We start from the raw sequence: 20,928 nt of genomic DNA, 5'->3' as shown, positions 1-20,928 counted from the left end.
GCGACGGGGCCGTCAAGCCTCCGCGCACTCAGGTTCCGAGGGAGGGCCCTCCGTTATTCTTGACCGACTTATGCGCTGGGTACACCTTGGGAGGAACATGTGATGCTCCTCATCCTCGTGATCTCGTTCGCGATCGCCGTGGCGACCCCCTGGCTGGTGGACCGATTCGGGCCGAAGACGTTCTACGCGCTGGCGCTGATCCCGGCCGCGAGCTTCGTCGCCACCGCGACCGCCCTGCCGACGATCCTCGACGGCGGCGAGATCCGTGAGTCCGTGCCGTGGATCCCCGCGCTCGACATCGCCCTCTCCTTCCGCCTGGACGCGCTCTCGATCGTCCTCGCCCTCGTGGTCAGCGGAGTCGGCGCCCTGGTCCTCGCCTACTGCGCGACGTACTTCAGCCGCGACGAGCCCTCGCTGGGCCGGTTCGCAGCGCTTTTGTCCGCGTTCGCCGGAGTGATGTACGGGCTGGTCACGGCCGACGACGTGATCATCCTCTTCGTCTTCTGGGAGGCGACGAGCGTCCTCTCCTACCTCCTCATCGGCCACTACAGCGGGCGCAAGGAGAGCCGGGGTGCCGGTCTCCAGGCGCTCCTGGTCACGACCCTCGGCGGCCTGGCGATGCTGGTCGGCATCGTGATCCTGATCGTGCAGGCCGGCACCACCAGCCTCTCCGGGATCGTCGCCGCCGCCCCCTCCGGCCCGATCGTGTCGACGGCGCTGGTGCTCGTGCTGCTCGGCGCGTTCTCGAAGTCGGCCCTGGTGCCGTTCCACTTCTGGCTGCCGGCCGCGATGGCCGCTCCCACGCCGGTCAGCGCCTACCTGCACGCCGCCGCGATGGTGAAGGCGGGCATCTACCTCGTCGCGCGCCTCGCGCCGGGCTTCGCCGACGACTCCGTCTGGCTGCCCGTGGTGGTGAGCGTCGGAGTCTGGACCATGCTCGTCGGCGGCTGGCGCTCGCTCCGGCAGTACGACCTCAAGCTCGTGCTGGCCTACGGCACCGTCAGCCAGCTCGGCTTCCTGACCGTCGCCGTCGGCTTCGGCTCGCGCGACGCCGCGCTGGCCGGACTGACCCTGCTCGTCGCCCACGCCCTCTTCAAGGCGCTGCTCTTCCTCACCGTCGGCATCGTCGACCACCGCGCCGGCACGCGCGACCTCCGCAAGCTCAGCGGCCTGGGACGGCAGGCGCCGGTGCTCGCGGGCGCCGCCCTCGTCGGCGTGCTGTCGATGGCGGGCATCCCGCCGCTGCTGGGCTTCGTCGCCAAGGAGGCCGTGTTCACGAGCCTGATCTCGGCGATCGAGCAGGGCTCGTTCTGGGCCTGGGTCGCGCTGGTCGGCCTCGTCCTCGGCTCGATCCTGACCGTGGCCTACTCCGCGCGCTTCTTCTGGGGCGCCTTCGCCCGCAAGAAGGGGCTCGAGGACACGCACCTGCACGCCGAGCCGTGGACCTTCACCGCCGCCCCGGTGCTGCTGGCCGCCGCCAGCGTGATCGGCGGGATCGCCGCCTCCGTGCTCGACCCGCTCGTCGCCGTCTACGCGGACACCCTCCCCTACGCCGCTCCGGACGCCGACCCGGAGCTCGCCGCCGCCGCGGAGGCCTCCGACCACGGCGGCTACCACCTCGCGCTCTGGCACGGCTTCGAGCCCGCGCTGGCACTCAGCGCCCTCGTGATCGCCGTCGGACTCCTGCTCTTCGCCAAGCGCGTCGCCGTCGCGCGCGCGCAGTCGATGCTGCCCAACCGGATCGACTCGGCCGAGGGCTACTGGGCCACCGTCCGCTGGCTCGACCGTGTCGCCAGCACGGTCACCGAGTTCGTCCAGCGCGGCTCGCTCCCCCGCTACCTGACGGTGATCTTCGCGGTCTTCGTCCTCGGCGTCGGCGGTGCGGCCGCCCTCAACCGCACCTGGCCGGGCGATCTCGTCTTCTGGGACAGCCCGGGCCAGCTCGCGGTCGCGGCCGTGATGATCCTCGCGGCGGTGCTGTGCGCGATCGCCCGCAACCGGGTCGCCGCCGTGCTGCTGGCCGGCGCCACCGGCTACGGGATGGTGGCCCTCTTCGCCCTGCAGGGTGCACCGGACCTCGCCCTCACCCAGGCGCTGATCGAGACGGTGACCCTCGTGGTCTTCGTCCTGGTGCTGCGCCGCCTCCCGACCCGCATCGCCGCGAAGCACCAGCCGATGCGCAAGCGCCTGCGCGCCGTCATCGGCATCGCGGTCGGAGCGGTCATGGCCCTCGCCGCCACCATCGCCCTCGGCGCCCGGACCGCGACGCCGATCTCGGCCGAGCTGCCCCGCCTCGCCTACGAGGAGGGCAAGGGCCGCAACATCGTCAACGTCCTGCTCGTCGACATCCGCGCCTGGGACACGATGGGCGAGATCTCGGTCCTCGTCGTGGTCGCCACCGGCGTCGCGAGCCTGATCTTCCTCTCCAGCCGGGCCGGAGGCGCTCCCCGCCTCGAGTCGCAGAGCGCCGACGACCGCCGCGAGCGCGCGATGGACCTGACCGCCTCCTCCGCCGACGCCGAGCGCGACGGCGACCGCGGCTCCTGGCTCGTCGCCGGGCGCACGCTCCGGCCGGAGAACCGCTCGATCGTGCTCGAGGTGCTGGTGCGCCTGCTCTTCCACCCCGCGATGATCGTGTCGGTCTACCTGCTCTTCACCGGTCACAACACCCCGGGCGGAGGCTTCGCGGGCGGCCTGCTCGCCGGTCTCGCCCTCGTCGCGCGCTACCTCGCCGGCGGCCGCTTCGAGCTCGGCGAGGCCGCGCCGATCGACGCGGGCAAGGTCCTCGGACTCGGCCTCTTCTTCGCCGTCGGCACCGCCGTCTCCTCCCTCGCCTTCGGCCTCGAGGTCCTCGAATCGAGCTGGCTCGACCTCGAGGTGCCGGTGCTGGGCGAGCTCCACCTGGGCACGTCCACCCTCTTCGACATCGGGGTGTACCTGATCGTGATCGGCCTCGCCCTCGACATCCTCCGCAGCCTCGGCGGCGAGGTCGACCGCCACGGCGAGGAGGCCGAGCAGGGCTCCCCCTCGGGCGACGGCGTCACGCACTCGACGGACAGCACCCCCGGCCCCGGCCAGGGCACGGTCGACGGGCTCGAGACCTCGCTCCCCACCGGCTCCACGGTCGTCGGCGGACCGGGCAGGGGGGACGGCGCATGAGCATCACCCTCGTCCTCGTCGTCGTGATGGCGGTGATGTACGCGGCGGGCGTCTACCAGATGCTCGAGCGCAGCCTCACCCGCATCCTGATCGGGTTCCTGCTCGTCGGGAACGCGACCAACATCCTCATCCTGCTGATGGCCGGCCGCTCGGGCATCGCGCCGTTCGTCACCGACGACGGGCGCTCCTACGAGCAGATCGCCGCCGAGATGGCCGACCCGCTTCCGCAGGCGCTGATCCTCACCGCGATCGTGATCACCTTCGGGGTGTCCGCCTTCCTCCTCGCGATGATCTACCGGCGCTGGCGCCTCGCCAACGCCGACCAGGTGGAGGACGACGAGACCGACGCCTCCGTCCGCGAGGACGCGGCGGGCATCTCGGCCCAGACCACCGCCGACGACCGGGCGCTCGACGTCCTGCTCGAGTCCAGCGACGAGGGCACCGCCGCCAAGCACGGGGAGAGCGCCATGACCGACGACAGGAAGGAGGACCGATGAACGCCCTGATCCCGCTCGTCGTCACCCTCCCCCTCCTGGGAGCGGCCGTCGCGCTGATCCTCGGACGCCACCGGCGCGCGCAGATCACCGTGAACATCGTGACGCTCTCGAGCGTGCTGGTGATCTCCTCGGTGATGCTCGTGCTGGTCCTCACCGGCGACGGAGGCGGCAGCGCCGTCTACGTGGGCGGCTGGGAGCCGCCGTGGGGCATCGTGCTGGTCGTCGATCCGCTCGCCGCGCTGATGCTCGTGATCACCTCGATCACCCTGCTGGGCGTCCTGCTGTTCTCGGTCGGCCAGGGCCTCGTCGACGGCAACCGCGAGACGCCGGTCACGATCTTCCACCCGACCTACCTGATCCTCTCGGCGGGCATCCTCAACGCCTTCGTCGCGGGCGACCTGTTCAACCTCTACGTCGGCTTCGAGATCCTGCTGGCCGCGAGCTACGTGCTGATCACCCTGGGCGGCACCGCGCCGCGGATCCGCGCCGGCACGACCTACGTGGTCGTCAGCCTGGTCTCGAGCGTGTTCTTCCTCTCGGCCATCGGCCTGCTCTACGGCGCCACCGGCACGGTCAACATGGCGCAGCTCTCGATCCGCATCGCCGAGCTCCCCGCCGACGTGCAGCTGGTGCTCCACGTGGTGCTGCTGCTCGGCTTCGGGATCAAGGCGGCCGTCTTCCCCCTGTCGTTCTGGCTCCCGGACTCGTACCCCACGGCTCCGGCGCCGGTCACCGCCGTCTTCGCCGGACTCCTCACCAAGGTCGGCGTGTACGCGCTGATCCGCACCGAGACCCTGCTCTTCCCGGGAGGGAGGCTGAGCGAAGTGCTGCTGGTGGTGGCGCTGCTGACGCTGATCGTCGGCATCCTCGGTGCGGTCGCGCAGGCCGACATCAAGCGGATGCTGTCCTTCACGCTGGTCTCGCACATCGGCTACATGGTCTTCGGGATCGCCGTGGGCACCCCGGCCGGCTACGCGGCGACGATCTTCTACGTCATCCACCACATCACGGTGCAGACGACGCTCTTCCTCGCGACCGGCCTGATCGAGCGCGTCGGCGGCACCACCTCGATCCTGCGCCTCGGCGGGCTGCTCAAGGCCTCGCCGCTGCTGGCGCTGCTCTACTTCATCCCCGCGATGAACCTCGGCGGGATCCCGCCGTTCACCGGCTTCCTCGGCAAGGTGGGGCTCTTCGTCGCCGGCACGGAGTCGGCCGTCGACCAGCCGTCGTGGCTGATCTGGGCCGTCATCGCCGCCGGGGCCGTGACCTCGCTCCTGACCCTCTACGCCGTCGCGCGCGTCTGGAACATGGTCTTCTGGCGCCGCCAGGAGGAGGTGCCCGGCTACGAGTCGCCCCTGATCGACCAGCTGCAGGAGGACCCCCACGACACGGGCAGCATCCGCACCCGCCACTCGCCGCCGATGATGGTGCTCGCCACCGCGGGGATGGTCGTGGTCGGCGTCGTGCTGACCGTCGGCGCCGGTCCCCTCTACGACGCGAGCGAGCGAGCGGCGAGCGCGGTCGCCGACCCCGCGACCTACATCGCGACCGTCTACCGCGACTCGTCCTTCGGAGAGGAGGGGCCGCGATGAGCCCCCGCCGCCGCGTCGACATCTGGAACCGCGTCGCGATGTTCGTGACCCTCGTCGGCATCTGGGTGCTGCTCTGGGACGACGTCTCGGTGCTGTCGATCGTCACCGGCTTCCTGGTCGCCCTGCTGATCACCCGGGTGTTCTACCTGCCGCCGGTCGAGTTCTCGAACCGCATCAACCCGTGGTTCGTGCTCCTCTTCCTCCTGCGCCTGCTGGCCGACATCGCGGTGGCCTCGGTGCGGGTGTCCTGGCAGATCCTGACCCTGCCGGTCCCGGTGCACAACGCCATCGTCGCCGTGCACCTGCGCAGCCGCTCCGAGGGGATGCTCGTCTGGACGACGGAGGCCGTCTCGCTCGTCCCCGGCTCCCTGGTGATCGACGTGGACCCGCAGCTGAACGTCCTCTACCTGCACGTGCTCGGCGTGACCCACGACGAGGGCGAGCGGATCGACGAGGTGCGCCGGACGGTCCTCCGGACGGAAGCGCGCATCGTCCGGGCCATCGGCTCCCGCGAGGACGTGCAGCGCGTGAACCGGCCGATCGAGGCCGGATCGGGGGTGGTCCGGTGATCGACTGGCTGATCTGGATCCTGGTGCCGGTCTTCGGCGCCGCCTGCCTGCTCGCGCTCGTGCGGATCCTCCGCGGTCCGTCCGTGCTCGACCGGGTCGTCGCGGCCGACGTGCTCGTCGCGACGATCATCTGCGGGATCGGCGCCGAGATGGCGGTCAACCACCACGCGCGGACCCTGCCCGTCGCGCTCGGGCTCGCGCTGTTCGCCGTCTTCGGATCGATCAGCGTCGCCAAGTTCATGGCCAACCGCGAGGAGGACTGACATGGACCTGTTCTTCGACGTGCTCACCGCTGTGCTGCTGCTGGTCGGCGCCCTGCTCTCGCTGCTGGCCGCGATCGGCCTGATGCGGTTCGACGACCTGCTCTCCCGGATGCACGCGGGCACGAAGCCGCAGGTGCTCGGACTGATCTGCGTGATGCTCGCGGTCGCCATCCGGAACCCCGGCTTCGCCGCCGCAGGGACCATCGTGCTGGTGATCGGCTTCCAGCTGCTGACCGTGCCCGTCTCGGCGCACATGGTCGGCCGGGCGGCCTACCGGGCCGAGGCCGTCTCTCCCGGGTACCTCGTCGCCGACGAGCTCGCGGAGGCGGTCACCCGCGCCGACGAGCAGGCCCGCGCGACCGGGCCCGAGACCGCGCACGCGTCCGAGGAGCGGGCGCGCACCTCCTCCGCGCCCCCGCCCGAGGACGAGGACGGCCCGGCCGCGACCGCCTAGGCGACGAGGACGAGCTGCACGGCGGAGGCGCCGGTCATGCTGCGCAGCGCGAATCCGCCGATCGCGAGGGTGACGGCGACCAGGCCGCCGACCAGCAGCACCAGCAGCGGCACCACCCACAGCAGCGCCCGTCGGCGTCGGGCTCGGGCCTCGTCCGGCGTCTCATCGATCACCCGTCGACTGTACGGGACGGTGGGGGCGTGCCCCCGGCGCCCACGAGCCGCCCGATAAACTGGACCTCATGACCCTGGACTCCGCTACCTCCGGCGCGCCCGAGAACTCCCCCGGCCCCGACTCCGAGGCCGAGCACCGCCGGGGAGCCGAGTGGTGGCGCACCGCCGTCATCTACCAGATCTACCCGCGCTCCTTCGCGGACGCGGACGGCGACGGCATCGGCGACCTGCCCGGCATCGCCTCGCGCCTCGAGAGCCTCGCCGAGCTCGGCGTCGACGCGATCTGGCTCTCGCCCTTCATGACCTCGCCGCAGAAGGACGCGGGCTACGACGTCGCCGACTACTGCGACGTCGATCCGCTCTTCGGCACCCTCGCCGACTTCGACGCGATGCTCGCCCGCGCTCACGCCCTGGGCATCCGGATCATCGTCGACCTCGTCCCCAACCACTCCTCCAGCGCCCACCGCTGGTTCCAGGAGGCGCTCGCCGCTCCCGCGGGCAGCGCCGAGCGGGCGCGCTACCTGTTCCGCGACGGCCGGGGCGAGTCGGGCGAGCTGCCCCCGAACAACTGGGAGTCTGTCTTCGGCGGCCCCGCGTGGACCCGCGTCATGGAGCCCGACGGCTCGGCCGGCCAGTGGTACCTGCACCTCTTCGACACCTCGCAGCCCGACTTCGACTGGACGAACGAGTGGGTGCGCGAGCGCTTCCGGGAGGTCCTCCGCTTCTGGCTCGACCGCGGCGTCGACGGCTTCCGCGTCGACGTCGCGCACGGGATGATCAAGGCCGAGGGGCTGCCCGACTACACGCCGCCCGCCGACAGCGGGTCGATGGGCGGAGTCGCTCCCGCCGACGGCGAGGAGCCCGCCACCGCCCCCTACTGGGCGCAGGACGGCGTCCACGAGATCTACCGCGACTGGCACTCCCTGCTCGCCGAGTACCCGGACGACCGCGTGCTCTGCGCCGAGGCGTGGGTGCAGCCGCTCTCCAAGCTCGCCCGCTGGGTCCGCCCCGACGAGATGCACCAGGCCTTCAACTTCGCCTACCTCGAGACCCCGTGGAGCGCACCCGCCCTCCGCGACATCATCGACTCGTCCGTCGAGGCCTTCGCCGCCGTCGGCGCCCCGTCGACCTGGGTGCTGTCGAACCACGACGTCGTGCGCCACGCGAGCCGCCTCGCACTGACGTCCGACAACCCGCAGGGCTACGGCATCGGCCCGCGCACGCCCGGACTCCCCGACCCCGTCCTGGGGCTGCGCCGCGCCCGTGCCGCGACCGCCCTCATGCTCGCGCTCCCCGGCTCCGCCTACGTCTACCAGGGCGAGGAGCTCGGGCTCCCCGAGGCGATCGACCTGCCGGACTCGGCGCGTCAGGACCCGACCTGGTTCCGCACGGGCGGCGAGCGCTACGGCCGTGACGGCTGCCGGGTGCCGATCCCATGGGAGGCGGACGCACCCGCGTACGGCTTCAGCGGCACCGGCGACTCCTGGCTGCCGCAGCCCGGCGACTGGGCGCCGCTCGCGCGCGACCGCCAGCGCGGTGTCGCGGGCTCGACGCTCGAGCTGTACCGGTCCCTGCTCGCGGTGCGCCGCGCCGAGGACCTGGGCTCCGGCGCCGTCGAATGGCTCGAGGGCTACCCGGAGGACGTCGTGGCGTTCCGCAACGGAGCCGTCACGGTGATCGCGAACCTCGGCGAGGCTCCGGTCGAGCTGCCCGTCGGCTCCGTGGTGCTGTCCTCGGAGGAGCTGCACGAGCCGGCGCTGCCCGCCGACACCACGGTCTGGCTGCGCGCGGAGTAGCGGGCCGCGGGGTCCGCCCGGCGGCTCCCGCGTCCCGCCGCCGGGTCAGCGCCCGGCGTTGGCCTTGAGCCAGAGGTAGGAGTCGACCTTCGTCACGCCGTCGAGGCGGATCTCGAAGTGCAGGTGCGGGCCGGTCGACATGCCGGTCGTGCCCACCAGGCCGAGGAGCTGACCGACCTTCACCGGGTCGCCCTCGGACACGGCCGCCGAGCCGTGCTGCATGTGCGCGTACACGCTCGAGACGAGCTGCCCGTCGATCTCGTGGTCGACGATCACGTGCACGCCGAGCGAGCCCTCGCCGTCGATGACCGTGCGCACGACGCCGTCGGCGATCGCCTGGATGGGCGAGCCGTCGCCCGGGTTGAAGTCGGTGCCGCCGTGGTTCACCGAGCAGCCCGCGCAGTTGCGGTAGCCGAAGCGGTCGCCCACCGGCACGCCGACGGCGAAGGGCCACTGGATGGACGCGTTCGGGTCGTTCGTGAAGCCGGTGTCGGAGGTGCGGACGATGTCGGCGACGTTGGTCTGCGTCTTGCGCTCCTGCACGCCGAACCCGTCGCGGGCGACCGTCTCGGCGCTGACCTCGCCGGCGACGAACGACTGCGCGCCGCGGCGGGCGTCGGCGCCGAAGGGGGTCGAGAGGCTCTGCGCCTGCACGTCCTCCGCGGTCAGGAGCGATGTGGCCGGCAGAGAGGTCGCCGCCACGATGGCCGCGACGAAGGAGAGGGCGACGAGTCCGCCGACCCGGGCCCGGCGCACGGGCCGGAGCGGCGTCGCGCGCGGAGCGGGGACGGGCGCCGGGGCACTGCGGACCGAGGCGACGCGGCGCTCCGCTTCGCGCAACTGCTCCGCCGTGGGAGCCGCGAGGAGGTCGTCGGAGCCGCTCGCGAGCGAGACGTCGGAGGCGAGGGCCAGAGCGCGCTCGCGCTCGCGGAGCTCGCGACGGGAGAGGGGTGGAGTCGATTCGCCGGGGGTCGATGCAGGGGCAGCGGGGGCGGGCGAATCGGGGCTCACGAAATCGATGTCTTCCGTCGGGGGCAGGGGACGAGCGGGCCTCCAGGGAGAGGCACCGCTCGGCTCCGTGAGCGCAGCCTGTGCGAACATCACGAATTCATAAAGGATAACCACGGCCGGCGGGATCCGGCCAGAGGCCGCCGCGCACAGGCGTGATCGGGGCATGACGCGCGGCGAGCCCCGGCGGGATCCTGCGCCTATCCGCCTCTCGGCGCACGGAATCCTTGTCGGCCCGGCCTGGGAGAGCGGTTACACCTCGTCCGCGCGCAGGCGGCGCAGCAGATCCTCCAGCTCGGCGAAGAGAGGATCCGGTGCCGCGATGAGCAGGCCGGAGCCGAAGGGCGCGCCGTCGAGTCCCGCGACCCGCGCGCCCGCCTCCTCGGCGATGAGGGCGCCCGCAGCGAGGTCCCACGGATTCAGGCCCCGCTCGTAGTACGCGTTCAGCTGCCCGGTGGCCACCGAGCACAGGTCGAGCGCCGCCGAGCCGATGCGGCGGATGTCGCGGACCGAGCCCAGGAGCTCCTGCACCACGGCGCCCTGGCGCATCCGGCGGCCCGCGTCGTAGCCGAAGCCGGTGCCCACCAGCGCGAGCGAGAGGGAGGAGGGAGCCGAGACCTGCAGCGCGACTCCGTCCCGCTCGGCTCCCCCGCCTCGGCTGGCCGTGGTCACCTCGCCCGTCGCTCCGTTCACGACCGCGCCGGCGAGCGCGGTCCAGGTCGCGGGATCCGGCTCCCCCTCCACCACAGCGATGCTGACCGCGTAGGAGGGGATGCCGTAGAGGTAGTTGACGGTCCCGTCGATCGGATCGACGACCCAGGTCAGCCCGCTCGTGCCGCCCCCCGACCCCGATTCCTCGCCGAGGAAGCCGTCGTCCGGACGCGCCTCGGCCAGGCGCCGGCGGATCAGCTGCTCGACCTCCCGGTCCGCGGCCGTCACCACGTCCTCCGGGGACGACTTCGACGCGGCGATCTCGACACCGTCCTGCCGCCGCTGGCGGGCGAGGTGCGCCGCCTCGACGGCGATCGAGCGGGCGATGGCGAGGAGGGGGGCGTTGTCGCTCATGGCCCCAGCCTAGGGATCGGGCCCATCATGGGGGGATGAGCACCCCTATCGCCCTCACGGGAGCCACCGGAGCCGTGGGCGGTCGCGTCGCGCGCGAGCTCGCCGACGCCGGTCACGCCCTCCGCCTGCTGGTCCGCGACCCGTCCCGCGCGCCCGAGCTCCCCGGGGCCGAGGTGGTGCGCTCCTCCTTCGCCGACGCGGGCGACTCGCTCGAGGGCGTGCGCCTCCTCCTGATGGTCTCCGCCTCCGAGAACGAGGAGCGCCGCGCCGAGCACCTCGCGTTCGTCGACGCAGCCGCCGCCGCGGGTGTCGAGCACGTCGTCTACACCTCCTTCGCCGGAGCCGCACCCGACGCGGTCTTCACCCTCGCCCGAGACCACGCGGCCACCGAGGACGCGATCCGCCGCTCCGGCATGGGCTGGACGTTCCTCCGCGACAATCTCTACCTCGACTTCCTGCCCGCGATGCTCGGCGAGGACGGCGCGATCCGCGGACCCGCGGGATCGGGCCGGGCCGCCGTCGTCGCGCGCGAGGACGTGGCCCGCTCGGCCGCGGCTGTCCTCCGCTCCCCCTCCGAGCACCGCGGAGCCGCCTACGAGCTGACCGGGCCCGAGGCCCTCACCCTCGACGAGGTCGCCGCGACACTGACGGCGGCGGGCCGCCCCGCCGTCTACGTCGACGAGACCCTCGAGGAGGCGTACGCGTCACGCCGCCGCTGGAACGCACCGGACTGGCAGCTGGACGCCTGGGTCAGCACCTACTCCGCGATCGCCGCCGGACAGCTGGAGCACGTCTCGTCCGACGTCGAGCGGCTCACCGGACGGCCGCCGCTCTCCCTCGCGGGGTTCCTGGAGCAGGAGGCGCGGGTCTGAGGCGACGGCGCGGGCCAGGCCGACGACGCGGGCCGGGCCGACGGCGTGCGGGGTGCGACGGGACGAAGACGCCGGGCCCGGCGATCCGCCGGACCGGTGCTCCCCCGGAAAGGCACTCCGCCGGAACGGCGATCCCCCGACATGCGGAACGCCCCGCGCATCTCGTGATGCCGGGGCGTCTGCCGGGTGTTCCTGCTCGGTGGCGAGTGAGGGATTCGAACCCCCGAAGGCTACGCCGTCTGATTTACAGTCAGATCCCTTTGGCCGCTAGGGTAACTCGCCGTGGCGCACCCGACCGCGTGTTCACAACCGGAGGCGCTCAGCAAGGATACCCACGCGACCGGCGGATCGGAAATCGGTGCCGCGAGGCCTCAGTCCGCCTCCGCCGCGTAGCGGGACGCCGCCTCCGCGACCTTCCCCGCGTAGCTCCCGGCCGGGTTGTAGGCCGCGATCGCCGCCCGCCATCCCGACTCCGTCGAGAGGTCGCCGCCGGCGTCGCAGAGGTACCGGGCGGCGGTCACCGCCTGCTGGTCCACGTTCTGCGGATCCCATCCGCTCGACGCCCACGCCATCCACGTCGCGGGGATGATCTGCAGCGGACCCATCGCCCGGTCGACCTCGGCGTCGCCGTCCAGAGCCCCGCCGTCGTTGTCGGGGACCCGGTCGAAGCGCGTTCCGTCCAGGCGCGGACCGTAGATCGGCTCCGTCGGCCGCCCGTCCTCGCCCAGCTCGCCGCCGTCGATCGTGCCGTGCCTGCTCTCGACGTAGCCGATGCCGGCCAGGGTCGCCCAGTCCAACCGGCAGTCGGGGTCGACCGACGCCGTGAGGAGGGCCGTGCCCGCGTAGGCGGTGAGCGCACGCAGCGGGATGCCGCTCCCCTCGGACGCCGAGCCCAGCCACGCCTCGTCGGCGAGCAGTCGCACCGGCGTCGCCGCGGCCTGCTCGGGATCCTCCAGCACGACGGGGTCGGCCGCGACGGGAGCGGTCGCCGCGGGAGGGACGGTGGACAGGCCCTCCTCGACCGTCAGCGCGGGCGGCCGCTGGCCGCAGCCGGCCAGGAGGAGGCCGGCGAGCGGGACGAGGACGAGAACGGGGAGGCGGCGCACCCCTCAGAGGTACCAGCCGCGCCTGGGGCCGGGCTCCGCCACGCCTGAAAGCTAAACTCGGAGCCATGGCAGATTCAACGTTCGACGTCGTCAGCAAGATCGACAAGATGGAGGCGGACAACGCCCTGAACCAGGCCCACAAGGAGGTCGAGCAGCGCTACGACTTCAAGAACGTCGGCGCCTCGATCGCCTGGAGCGGCGAGAAGATCCTGATCAAGGCCAACACCGAGGAGCGGGCGAACGCCATCCTCGACGTCTTCCAGTCGAAGCTGATCAAGCGCGGCATCAGCCTCAAGAGCCTCGACGCGGGCGAGCCCTTCGCGTCCGGCAAGGAGTACCGGATCGAGGCCACCCTCAAGGAGGGCATCGACCAGGAGCACGCGAAGAAGATCAACAAGCTCATCCGCGACGAGGCGCCGAAGTCGGTCAAGTCGCAGATCCAGGGCGACGAGCTCCGCGTCTCCTCGAAGAGCCGCGACGACCTCCAGGCGACCATGGCGCTCCTGCGCGGGGCCGACCTCGAGCTCGACCTCCAGTTCGTCAACTTCCGCTGAGGAATGACGCACACGGGAGCACGCGCGTGACCGCCGGAATAGACGAGCCCGACCGGCGGGGCCGCACCGGACTCGACAGGGACGGGCTCGACCTCGTCGGGAACCCCGACGTCGTCGTGAAGGAGGTCACCCTCCTCTCGAGCGACTGGTACGTCCTCCGCACCACCCGCTTCGACTACCGGCACCGCGACGGCAGCTGGACGAGCGAGCAGCGCGAGACCTACGACCGGGGTAACGGCGCGGCGGTCCTGCTCTACGACGCCGACGCGCGCACCGTCGTCCTGATCCGGCAGTTCCGCTACCCCGCGTACGTGAACGGCGACCTCGACGGGATGCTCCTCGAAGTGCCCGCCGGTCTCCTGGACGAGGACGGGCCCGAGGAGGGCGCCCGCCGCGAGGCGTCCGAGGAGACCGGACTCGAGGTCGGCCGGCTCGAGCACGTGTTCGACGCGTTCATGAGCCCCGGCTCGGTCACCGAGAAGCTGCACTTCTACGCCGGGCGCTACCGCGCGGGCACCCGCAGCGGAGCGTTCGCGGGACTCGCCGACGAGGGCGAGGACATCGAGGTCCTCGAGCTCTCGTTCGACGAGGCGCTGACCCAGATCGGCGTGCAGATCGTCGACGCGAAGACGATCATGCTCCTGCAGTGGGCGGCCCTGTCCGGCCCGTTCTCGCGCTGACCCGCGGACGTCGCGGCTGCGGACGCGTCAGCGCGCGTACTCGGCGAGGGCGCGTCCGGTCAGCGTGTCCGCCGCCGCGAGCCCGACCGGAGTCCCCTCGAAGACGATCGTCCCTCCGTCGTGCCCGGCTCCGGGCCCCACGTCGATGATCCAGTCCGCGTGCGCCATCAGGGCGCGGTGGTGCTCGATCACCACGACCGAGTTCCCGGAGTCGACCAGCCGGTCGAGCAGTCCGAGCAGCGTGTCGACGTCCGCGAGGTGCAGGCCCGTGGTCGGCTCGTCGAGCAGGTAGACGGATCCGGACGAGGCCATGTTGATCGCGAGCTTGAGGCGCTGACGCTCGCCCCCGGACAGCGTGTTCAACGGCTGTCCGAGCGTGAGGTAGCCGAGACCGACGTCGACGAGACGGGCGAGCACCGTGTGCGCCGGTCCGCTCGCGAAGAACTCCGCGGCGTCGACGATCGGCATCGAGAGCACCTCGTGGATGTTCCTCCCGCGGAGGCGGTACTCGAGCACCTCAGCGGTGAACCGCTTGCCGTCGCACTCCTCGCAGACCGACGAGACCGTCGCGGCGGGGCCCAGCTCGCTGAAGATCATCCCGGCCCCCTTGCAGACGGGGCATGCGCCTGCCGAGTTCGCGCTGAAGAGCGCCGGTCTCACACCGTTCGCCTTCGCGAAGGCCGCCCGGATCGCGTCGAGGACCCCGGTGTAGGTCGCCGGATTGCTGCGCCGCGAGCCGCGGATCGGCGACTGGTCGGCCACCACCACGCCCGGCCGACCCGCGAGCGAGCCGTGCAGGAGCGACGACTTGCCCGAGCCGGCGACTCCGGTGACGACGGTCAGCACGCCCAGCGGGACGTCCACGTCGACGCCGCGGAGGTTGTGCGTGGAGGCCCCGCGGATCTCCACCGCCCCGGTCGGACGGCGCACGGCCTCCTTCAGCGGGACGCGGTGACCGAGATGACGGCCCGTCAGGGTGTCCGACGTGCGCAGCTGCGCCACCGTCCCCTCGAACCGCAGCTCGCCGCCGTGCGCGCCGGCCCTCGGACCGAGGTCGACCACGTGATCGGCGATCTCGATGATCTCCGGCTTGTGCTCGACCACCAGGACGGTGTTGCCCTTGTCCCGCAGGCGGCGCAGCAGCTCGATCATCCGCGAGACGTCGTGCGGATGCAGACCCGCCGTCGGCTCGTCGAAGACGTACGTGACGTCCGTGAGGCTCGACCCCAGATGCCGCACCATCTTGACCCGCTGCGCCTCACCGCCCGAGAGGGTGCCCGACTCCCGATCGAGCGACAGGTAGCCGAGGCCGACCTGGACGAGGGCGTCGAGCGTCCCGAGGAGGGTCTCGACGATCGGAGCGACGGACGGCGCCTGCAGTCCGCGGAGCCACGCGGCGAGGTCGGTCGCCTGCAGCGCGGCGCACTCGGCGATGTTCCGGCCCCCGATGCGCGACTCCAGCGCCGCCCGGGTGAGCCGGCCGCCTCCGCACTCGGGACAGGCGGCGAAGGTGGCCACCCGCTCGGCGAAGGCGCGGATGTGCGGCTGGGCCGCCTCCTTCGCCAGGTAGAGGCGGGTGACCTTCACCAGGAGGCCCTCGTAGGTCATCGTCATCCCGGCGATGGCCATCTTGGTGGCCGGACGGTGGAGGAACGCGTCCATCTGCTCGGGCGTGAAATCGGCGATCGGCACATCGGCCGGATAGAGGCCCGACTCGGCGAGGCCCTTCCAGTACCAGCCGCCGACGACGAAGTTGGGGATCGCATCGAGAGCGCCGCCCTCGAGCGACTTCGAGCGGTCGATCAGCGCGTCGAGGTCGATGCTCGACACCCGGCCCGTCCCCTCGCACCGCGGGCACATCCCCTCCGGCAGGTTGAAGGAGAACGCACCGCTCGTGCCCGCGTGCGGGTCGCCGAGCCGGCTGAAGAGGATCCGCAGCATCGTGTACGCGTCGGTCGCCGTGCCGACCGTGGACCGGCCGTTCGACCCCATCCGCTCCTGATCTACGACGATCGTGGCCGACAGTCCGTCGAGCGACTCCACGTCCGGGCGGGCCGGCGACCCCATGAACTGCTGCACGAAGGCGGAGTAGGTCTCGTTGATGAGGCGCTGGGACTCGGCCGCGATGGTGCCGAAGACCAGCGACGACTTGCCGGAGCCCGAGACCCCGGTGAACACGGTGATCCTCCGCTTCGGGATGTCGACGTCGATCCCCCGGAGGTTGTTCTGGCGCGCACCGCGCACCCGGATGACGTCGTGGGGCGCGGCCGTGGTCATGCTGTCTCCGTCCAGAGCGGTGCCCGAATCCTAGAGGAGGCGCAAGGCGTCCACGCCGGAACGACGAACGGCCCTCCGGACTGCACCGGAGGGCCGTTCGGAGACCACGCGTCAGAGCGCTGCCGGCTCCGCCCGCGAGATCGCGATCATGTCCTCGCGGGGAACGACCTTCACCCGCGCACGGCCCTCGGGCTCGCCGAGCGCCATCTCGTGCTCGTCCAGCCGGTGCCAGCCGTCGAGATCCGTGTAGGCGATCTCCCGCTCCTCGAGCAGGGCGACCACGGCCGCCTCCTCGGGGTGCTCGGGCGTCCACCAGGACGCCTGGTCGTTGAGCACGTGCGCGACGGTCTCCATGGCGTCGGACTTGGTGTGCCCGATGAGGCCCACCGGTCCGCGCTTGATCCAGCCGGTCGCGTAGACGCCGTGGACCTGCTGGTCCTCGTCGTCCAGGACCTGGCCCTCGCGGTTCGGGATCACGCCGCGCATCTCGTCGAACGGGAGGCCGTCGAGCGGCGAGCCGAAGTAGCCGACCGCGCGGTACACGGCCTGCACCGGGACCTCGCGGATCTCACCCGTGCCGCGCACGCCGCCCTCGCCGTCCGGCTCGGTGCGCTCGTACCGGATCGCGCCGACCCGACCGGATCCGTCGTCCACGAACTCGAGCGGCTTCGCCCAGAAGTGCAGGTGGAGACGACGCGAGGCGCTCCCGACCTCACGGGTGCGCCACTGGTTGAGCACCCGGTTGATGACCATGACCTGCTTGTTGGTCGCGATGGCGGCCTCCGAAGCGGGATCGAGGTCGAAGTCCTCGTCGGCGACGATCATGTCGACGTCGCGCAGCTCGCCCAGCTCGCGCAGCTCCAGCGGCGTGAACTTCACCTGAGCGGGACCGCGGCGCCCGAAGACGTGCACGTCGGTGACGGGAGACGCCTTCAGCCCCTCGTAGACGTTCGGCGGGACCTCGGTGGGCAGGAGGTCCTCGGCGTGCTTCGCCAGCATCCGCGAGACGTCGAGCGCCACGTTGCCGTTGCCGATGACGGCGACGGAGGACGCCTCCAGCGGCCAGGTGCGCGACACATCGGGGTGGCCGTCGAACCAGCTGACGAAGTCGGCCGCACCGTAGGAGCCCTCGAGCTCGACACCCGGGACGTCGAGCGGAGCGTCGCGGACGGCGCCGGTCGCGAAGATCACGGCGTGGTAGTGCCGCTTTAGATCCTCGAGCGTGATGTCGGTCCCGAAGTGCACGTTGCCGAAGATGCGGATGTCGCCCCGGTCGAGCACCTCCCGCAGCGCGGTGATGATCCCCTTGATGCGCGGGTGATCGGGCGCCACGCCGTAGCGGACCAGGCCGTAGGGCGCGGGCAGGTGCTCGAACAGATCGATCGAGACGTCGTACTTCTTCTCGGCCTTGATCATGAGGTCGGCGGCGTAGATGCCCGCGGGACCCGCGCCGACGATGGCCAGCCTGAGCTTGGTCATTGCGTTCCTCCTGCCGGGGCGCCGCAGCGCACAACCGGTCTCATTCCTGCGGCGCAGGGCGCGCCGCGACGATCGGGTCAGCCGTTGCGCTCGACGACGGTGTCGGCGAAGCGCGTCAGCGCCTTGCGGACGGAGCCGTCGGGCAGCGGAGCGAGGGCGGCGACGGCCTCGTCGGCCCACCGGTGGGCCTCGGCGAGGGTCTGCGCGGTGACGTCGTGATCGCGCAGCTGAGCGATGGCGTCCGAGATGTCGGCGCTCTGCTCCTCCGTGTGCGCGATGGCGTCGTTCGAGCGGCTCACATAGCTCTCGATGCGGGCGAGGAGAGCCGCGGCCTCCCTATCGGAGGATGCGCGCTCGCGCAGGCGCAGGATCGGCAGCGTCGACACGCCGGCGCGGATGTCCGTGCCGGGGTTCTTGCCGGTCTCCTCCGGCTGGGGAGAGAGGTCGATGACGTCGTCGACGATCTGGAAGGCGACGCCGATCTTCTCGCCGAAGACGCGCATGGCCTCCTCGTACTCCTCCGGAGCCTCCGAGAACGCGACTCCCGTGCGGCCCGCCGCGGCGATCAGAGACCCGGTCTTGTCGGCCAGGACGGACAGGTAGTGCTCGACCGGGTCCTCGCCGTCGGTCGGGCCGACCGTCTCGTGCAGCTGCCCGAGGACGAGCCGCTCGAACGTGTCGGCCTGGAGCCGGATCGCCTTGTCGCCGAGCTCGACCATCAGCTGGTTCGCGCGGGCGAAGAGCAGATCGCCCGTCAGAATGGCCACGTTGTTGCCCCACACGGTCTGCGCCGACGGGACGCCGCGGCGCTTCTCCGCCTCGTCCATGACGTCGTCGTGGTAGAGCGATGCGAGATGCGTGATCTCGATCGCCTGCGCACCGAGCAGGACCTGCGGCGTGTTGCCGCGGCCCAGCGACGCGGCCAGGAGGGTGAGCATCGGGCGCACGCGCTTGCCGCCCGCCTCGAGGAGGTACCGGGTGGAGACGTCGGCCACGGCGTCCGCGAAGGACAGCTGCCGGACGAGACCCTCCTCGACCTGCTCCAGACCCGCGTCGATCGTGCGGGCGAGAGCCCGGTCCGACGAGGAGGAGAAGATGCGCTCGGAGAGGCCGAGCTGCGCAGTCAGAGACGGGCTGCGACGGGCGACGGGCGCAGTGGCGTTCACAGGGAAACCCTAACGTCTCGGCCTGTGCGGACCCCGGTCGTCATCGGGTCGCCGCGATCGGCTTGACGCCGCGGTGCAGCGCCACGATGCCCGCGGTCAGATCGCGGTAGGCCACACGCTCGAAGCCCGCCGCGCGGAGCCAGGCGGCGACGACGCTCTGCTCCGGCCAGGCCCGGATGGAATCGCCGAGATAGTCGTACGCGGGATTGTTCGACGACGCGAGGCGCACGACGGCGGGCATGACCCTCGACAGGTAGAAGTCGTACGCGGCGGCCAGCGGAGCGATCGGCGGAGTCGAGAACTCGCAGATCACGACCCGGCCGCCGGGCTTCAGCACACGCAGGAACTCGGCGAGCGCCGTCCTCGGCTCGGCCACGTTGCGCAGACCGAACGAGATGGTCACGGCGTCGAACGACTCGTCCTCGAACGGGAGATCCATCGCGTCGGCCTGGACGAACTCGATCCGGTCGTTGCCCGCCTGACGGCGACGGCCGACGGCGATCATCCCCGGGGAGAAGTCGGCTGCGACGACCTGGGCGCCCGACCGCGCCAGCGACGCGCTCGACGTGCCGGTGCCGGCCGCGATGTCGAGGATGCGCTCACCGGGAGCAGGGTTGACGGCGCGCGTCGTCGCGATCCGCCAGAGCCGGTCGTTCCCCACCGAGAGGAGTCCGTTCACCAGGTCGTAGGCGGGAGCCACGGTGTCGAACATCGAGGCGACCTCGTCGGGCCGTTTGGTGAGGTCTGCCTTCGTCACGATCCGCAAGTCTACGGCGAGACGCGGGACGGCGGCTGTGCATCCGCCGTCCCGCGCCCGGTCGGCGCGCTCCCCCCTGGGGAAGCGCCGGGACCGCCCCGCTCCGCCTCGCGCGGCGGCCCCGGACCGGATCACGGTAGCAACGGAGCCCTGCGCCCCGAGCCCCGCGGCATGGGACGTCCCACCTTCTGGCGCGGGCGTACCCTGCTGAGGTGACGCTCATCGGCGCTGGAACCCCCCTGCTGCGTGCGGAGACGACTCCACTGGACTCTCCGCAGTCGCTCCTCTCCCACTCCGACCCGAGGCGGCCCCTCCTTTGGCAGCGCGACGGCGCCGGCCTCAGCGGACGCGGCGAGGCCCTGCGCCTCGAGTTCTCGGGCCCGGAACGGCTGCGGGATGCCGCGGCGGCCTGGCGTCGGCTCTGCGACGCGGCGACGGTGGAGGACCGGGTCGGACTGCCCGGGACGGGGCTGGTCGCGTTCGGGACCTTCGCTTTCTCGAGCCGATCCGAGGCGACGAGCGTGCTGATCGTGCCGCGCACCGTGATCGGGACGCGCGACGGCCGGTCATGGCTGACGCGGATCACGATCGGCGAGGCGGAGGGACCGGATACGCCGGGCGAGGAGCCGCTGGGGGCGGAGTACCACGTGCCGCTCTCGCCGGGTGCGCTGTCGCCGGACGGGTACCGCGCGGCGGTCGCTGCCGCGGTGGAGACGATCCGGTCGGGCGAGCTGTCCAAGGTCGTGATCGCGCGCGATCTGCAGGGGCGGCTCCCGCCGGGGGCGGACCTGCGTCGGATGCTGGGTGCGCTCACCGAGCGTTACCCGGACTGCTGGGGCTTCGCCGTGGACGGATTCCTCGGCGCCAGTCCGGAGACGCTGGTCGCGGTCGATCGGGGCGAGATCTCGGCGAGGGTGTTGGCCGGCACGGCTGCACGCGGAGCGGACCCCCTCGCCGACGCGGACGTGGAAGCCGCTCTGCTCGAGAGTCCGAAGGACCGCTCAGAGCACGCTTTCGCTCTCGCCAGTCTGGTCCGGGAGCTCGAGCCCCACACACGGGAGCTGACGGCCGGCGCCGCCCCGTTCACGCTCCGCCTGCCGAACCTCTGGCACCTCGCGACGGACGTGCGAGGAATTCTGGACGACTCCTCCAGCGCGCTCGATCTCGTCGATGCTCTTCACCCGACCGCCGCAGTGGCCGGCACTCCGACCGCCGACGCCCTTGCGCTCATCGAGCACCTGGAGCCCTTCGACCGCGGTCGGTACGCAGGACCCGTCGGCTGGATCGACGGCAACGGCGACGGCGAGTGGGCTGTCGGACTCCGCAGCGCCGAGGTCACGGCCGAGGGCGCGGTCACGGCCTGGGCGGGCGCCGGCATCGTGGCCGACAGCGTTCCCGAGTCCGAGCTCGCCGAGACCCGCATGAAGTTCCGCCCGATCACCGACGCGCTGGCCTGACGCA

General features: G+C 71.9%; 19 protein-coding genes and 1 tRNA gene. 11 read left to right on the top strand and 9 right to left on the bottom strand.

Features of this window, described 5'->3' with window-relative positions:
• Nucleotides 1-102: 102 nt before the first annotated feature.
• Genes GSU40_RS03945 through mnhG form a run of 6 tightly spaced genes read left to right on the top strand, consistent with a single transcriptional unit; the run spans nt 103 to nt 6,534 of the window.
• Nucleotides 103-3,159, top strand: coding sequence for a Na+/H+ antiporter subunit A (locus tag GSU40_RS03945; RefSeq protein WP_160033760.1), 3,057 nt, complete (start codon nt 103-105; stop codon nt 3,157-3,159).
• Complete coding sequence (locus tag GSU40_RS03940; protein WP_104223614.1) at nt 3,156-3,656, top strand: Na(+)/H(+) antiporter subunit C; 501 nt, start codon at nt 3,156-3,158, stop codon at nt 3,654-3,656. Before GSU40_RS03945 ends, GSU40_RS03940 begins: the two co-directional genes overlap by 4 nt.
• Nucleotides 3,653-5,248, top strand: coding sequence for a Na+/H+ antiporter subunit D (locus GSU40_RS03935; RefSeq protein WP_104223613.1), 1,596 nt, complete (start codon nt 3,653-3,655; stop codon nt 5,246-5,248). Before GSU40_RS03940 ends, GSU40_RS03935 begins: the two co-directional genes overlap by 4 nt.
• Nucleotides 5,245-5,817 (top strand): Na+/H+ antiporter subunit E, encoded by a 573-nt coding sequence (locus tag GSU40_RS03930; protein ID WP_104234245.1) that lies wholly within the window; start codon nt 5,245-5,247, stop codon nt 5,815-5,817. The genes GSU40_RS03935 and GSU40_RS03930 overlap by 4 nt, the downstream gene beginning before the upstream one ends.
• Entirely contained in the window at nt 5,814-6,080 is a 267-nt protein-coding gene (locus GSU40_RS03925; protein WP_308470711.1) for a monovalent cation/H+ antiporter complex subunit F, read from the top strand. The genes GSU40_RS03930 and GSU40_RS03925 overlap by 4 nt, the downstream gene beginning before the upstream one ends.
• 1 nt (nt 6,081) lies before the next feature.
• Nucleotides 6,082-6,534 (top strand): monovalent cation/H(+) antiporter subunit G, encoded by a 453-nt coding sequence (gene mnhG / locus GSU40_RS03920; protein WP_244229587.1) that lies wholly within the window; start codon nt 6,082-6,084, stop codon nt 6,532-6,534.
• Here mnhG and GSU40_RS03915 read toward each other — a convergent pair.
• A complete protein-coding gene (locus GSU40_RS03915) occupies nt 6,531-6,707 on the bottom strand; it encodes a hypothetical protein (protein ID WP_159939698.1) in 177 nt (58 codons plus the stop codon). The genes mnhG and GSU40_RS03915 overlap by 4 nt on opposite strands.
• Before the next feature lie 68 nt (nt 6,708-6,775).
• On the opposite strand from GSU40_RS03915, the gene GSU40_RS03910 reads away from it, so the two are divergent.
• Nucleotides 6,776-8,503, top strand: coding sequence for a glycoside hydrolase family 13 protein (locus tag GSU40_RS03910; RefSeq protein ID WP_104268586.1), 1,728 nt, complete (start codon nt 6,776-6,778; stop codon nt 8,501-8,503).
• Nucleotides 8,504-8,548: 45 nt separating this feature from the next.
• Here GSU40_RS03910 and GSU40_RS03905 read toward each other — a convergent pair whose 3' ends face one another.
• On the bottom strand, nt 8,549-9,514 hold the full coding sequence (locus tag GSU40_RS03905; RefSeq protein WP_104266745.1) for a M23 family metallopeptidase: 966 nt from the start codon (nt 9,512-9,514) through the stop codon (nt 8,549-8,551).
• Between the two features lie 249 nt (nt 9,515-9,763).
• Nucleotides 9,764-10,576, bottom strand: a complete 813-nt coding sequence (locus GSU40_RS03900; RefSeq protein ID WP_160033758.1) for an inositol monophosphatase family protein — start codon at nt 10,574-10,576, stop codon at nt 9,764-9,766.
• Between the two features lie 35 nt (nt 10,577-10,611).
• On the opposite strand from GSU40_RS03900, the gene GSU40_RS03895 reads away from it, so the two are divergent.
• Nucleotides 10,612-11,448 (top strand): SDR family oxidoreductase, encoded by an 837-nt coding sequence (locus GSU40_RS03895; protein ID WP_160033756.1) that lies wholly within the window; start codon nt 10,612-10,614, stop codon nt 11,446-11,448.
• A gap of 200 nt (nt 11,449-11,648) precedes the next feature.
• On the opposite strand, the gene GSU40_RS03890 is transcribed toward GSU40_RS03895, so the two are convergent.
• Together GSU40_RS03890 and GSU40_RS03885 are read right to left on the bottom strand one after the other, a co-directional pair.
• Nucleotides 11,649-11,730 (bottom strand) — tRNA-Tyr (locus tag GSU40_RS03890).
• Between the two features lie 89 nt (nt 11,731-11,819).
• The gene (locus tag GSU40_RS03885; protein WP_104319312.1) at nt 11,820-12,554 is read right to left on the bottom strand and encodes a hypothetical protein; all 735 of its coding nucleotides are present in this window, start codon (nt 12,552-12,554) and stop codon (nt 11,820-11,822) included.
• Between the two features lie 65 nt (nt 12,555-12,619).
• On the opposite strand from GSU40_RS03885, the gene GSU40_RS03880 reads away from it, so the two are divergent.
• Both GSU40_RS03880 and GSU40_RS03875 read left to right on the top strand, forming a co-directional pair.
• On the top strand, nt 12,620-13,108 hold the full coding sequence (locus GSU40_RS03880; RefSeq protein WP_104223606.1) for a YajQ family cyclic di-GMP-binding protein: 489 nt from the start codon (nt 12,620-12,622) through the stop codon (nt 13,106-13,108).
• A 26-nt stretch (nt 13,109-13,134) separates the two neighbouring features.
• Nucleotides 13,135-13,788, top strand: coding sequence for an NUDIX domain-containing protein (locus tag GSU40_RS03875; protein ID WP_104223605.1), 654 nt, complete (start codon nt 13,135-13,137; stop codon nt 13,786-13,788).
• A gap of 27 nt (nt 13,789-13,815) precedes the next feature.
• Here the strand turns inward: GSU40_RS03875 and GSU40_RS03870 are convergent, their stop codons facing one another.
• The 4 genes from GSU40_RS03870 to ubiE all read right to left on the bottom strand — a co-directional run bounded on the left by GSU40_RS03870 (nt 13,816) and on the right by ubiE (nt 19,467).
• Nucleotides 13,816-16,065, bottom strand: coding sequence for an excinuclease ABC subunit UvrA (locus tag GSU40_RS03870; protein WP_160033754.1), 2,250 nt, complete (start codon nt 16,063-16,065; stop codon nt 13,816-13,818).
• 111 nt (nt 16,066-16,176) lie between these two features.
• Entirely contained in the window at nt 16,177-17,544 is a 1,368-nt protein-coding gene (locus tag GSU40_RS03865) for an FAD-dependent oxidoreductase (protein WP_104249783.1), read from the bottom strand.
• Nucleotides 17,545-17,621: 77 nt separating this feature from the next.
• On the bottom strand, nt 17,622-18,710 hold the full coding sequence (locus GSU40_RS03860; RefSeq protein WP_104249782.1) for a polyprenyl synthetase family protein: 1,089 nt from the start codon (nt 18,708-18,710) through the stop codon (nt 17,622-17,624).
• A 40-nt stretch (nt 18,711-18,750) separates the two neighbouring features.
• Nucleotides 18,751-19,467 carry a bifunctional demethylmenaquinone methyltransferase/2-methoxy-6-polyprenyl-1,4-benzoquinol methylase UbiE gene (gene ubiE / locus GSU40_RS03855; RefSeq protein WP_104326264.1) on the bottom strand — a complete coding sequence of 239 codons (717 nt, stop codon included), beginning with the start codon at nt 19,465-19,467 and terminating at the stop codon, nt 18,751-18,753.
• 221 nt (nt 19,468-19,688) lie between these two features.
• Here ubiE and GSU40_RS03850 point away from each other — a divergent pair, with 221 nt between their 5' ends.
• A complete protein-coding gene (locus GSU40_RS03850) occupies nt 19,689-20,924 on the top strand; it encodes an isochorismate synthase (protein ID WP_244229643.1) in 1,236 nt (411 codons plus the stop codon).
• Nucleotides 20,925-20,928: the final 4 nt, after the last annotated feature.

This window comes from Rathayibacter sp. VKM Ac-2805 (assembly GCF_009834265.1).
Classification (GTDB): Bacteria; Actinomycetota; Actinomycetes; order Actinomycetales; family Microbacteriaceae; genus Rathayibacter.
The sequence above is the reverse complement of the archived record's forward strand: the minus strand, read 5'-3'. Positions and strand labels throughout refer to the sequence as shown.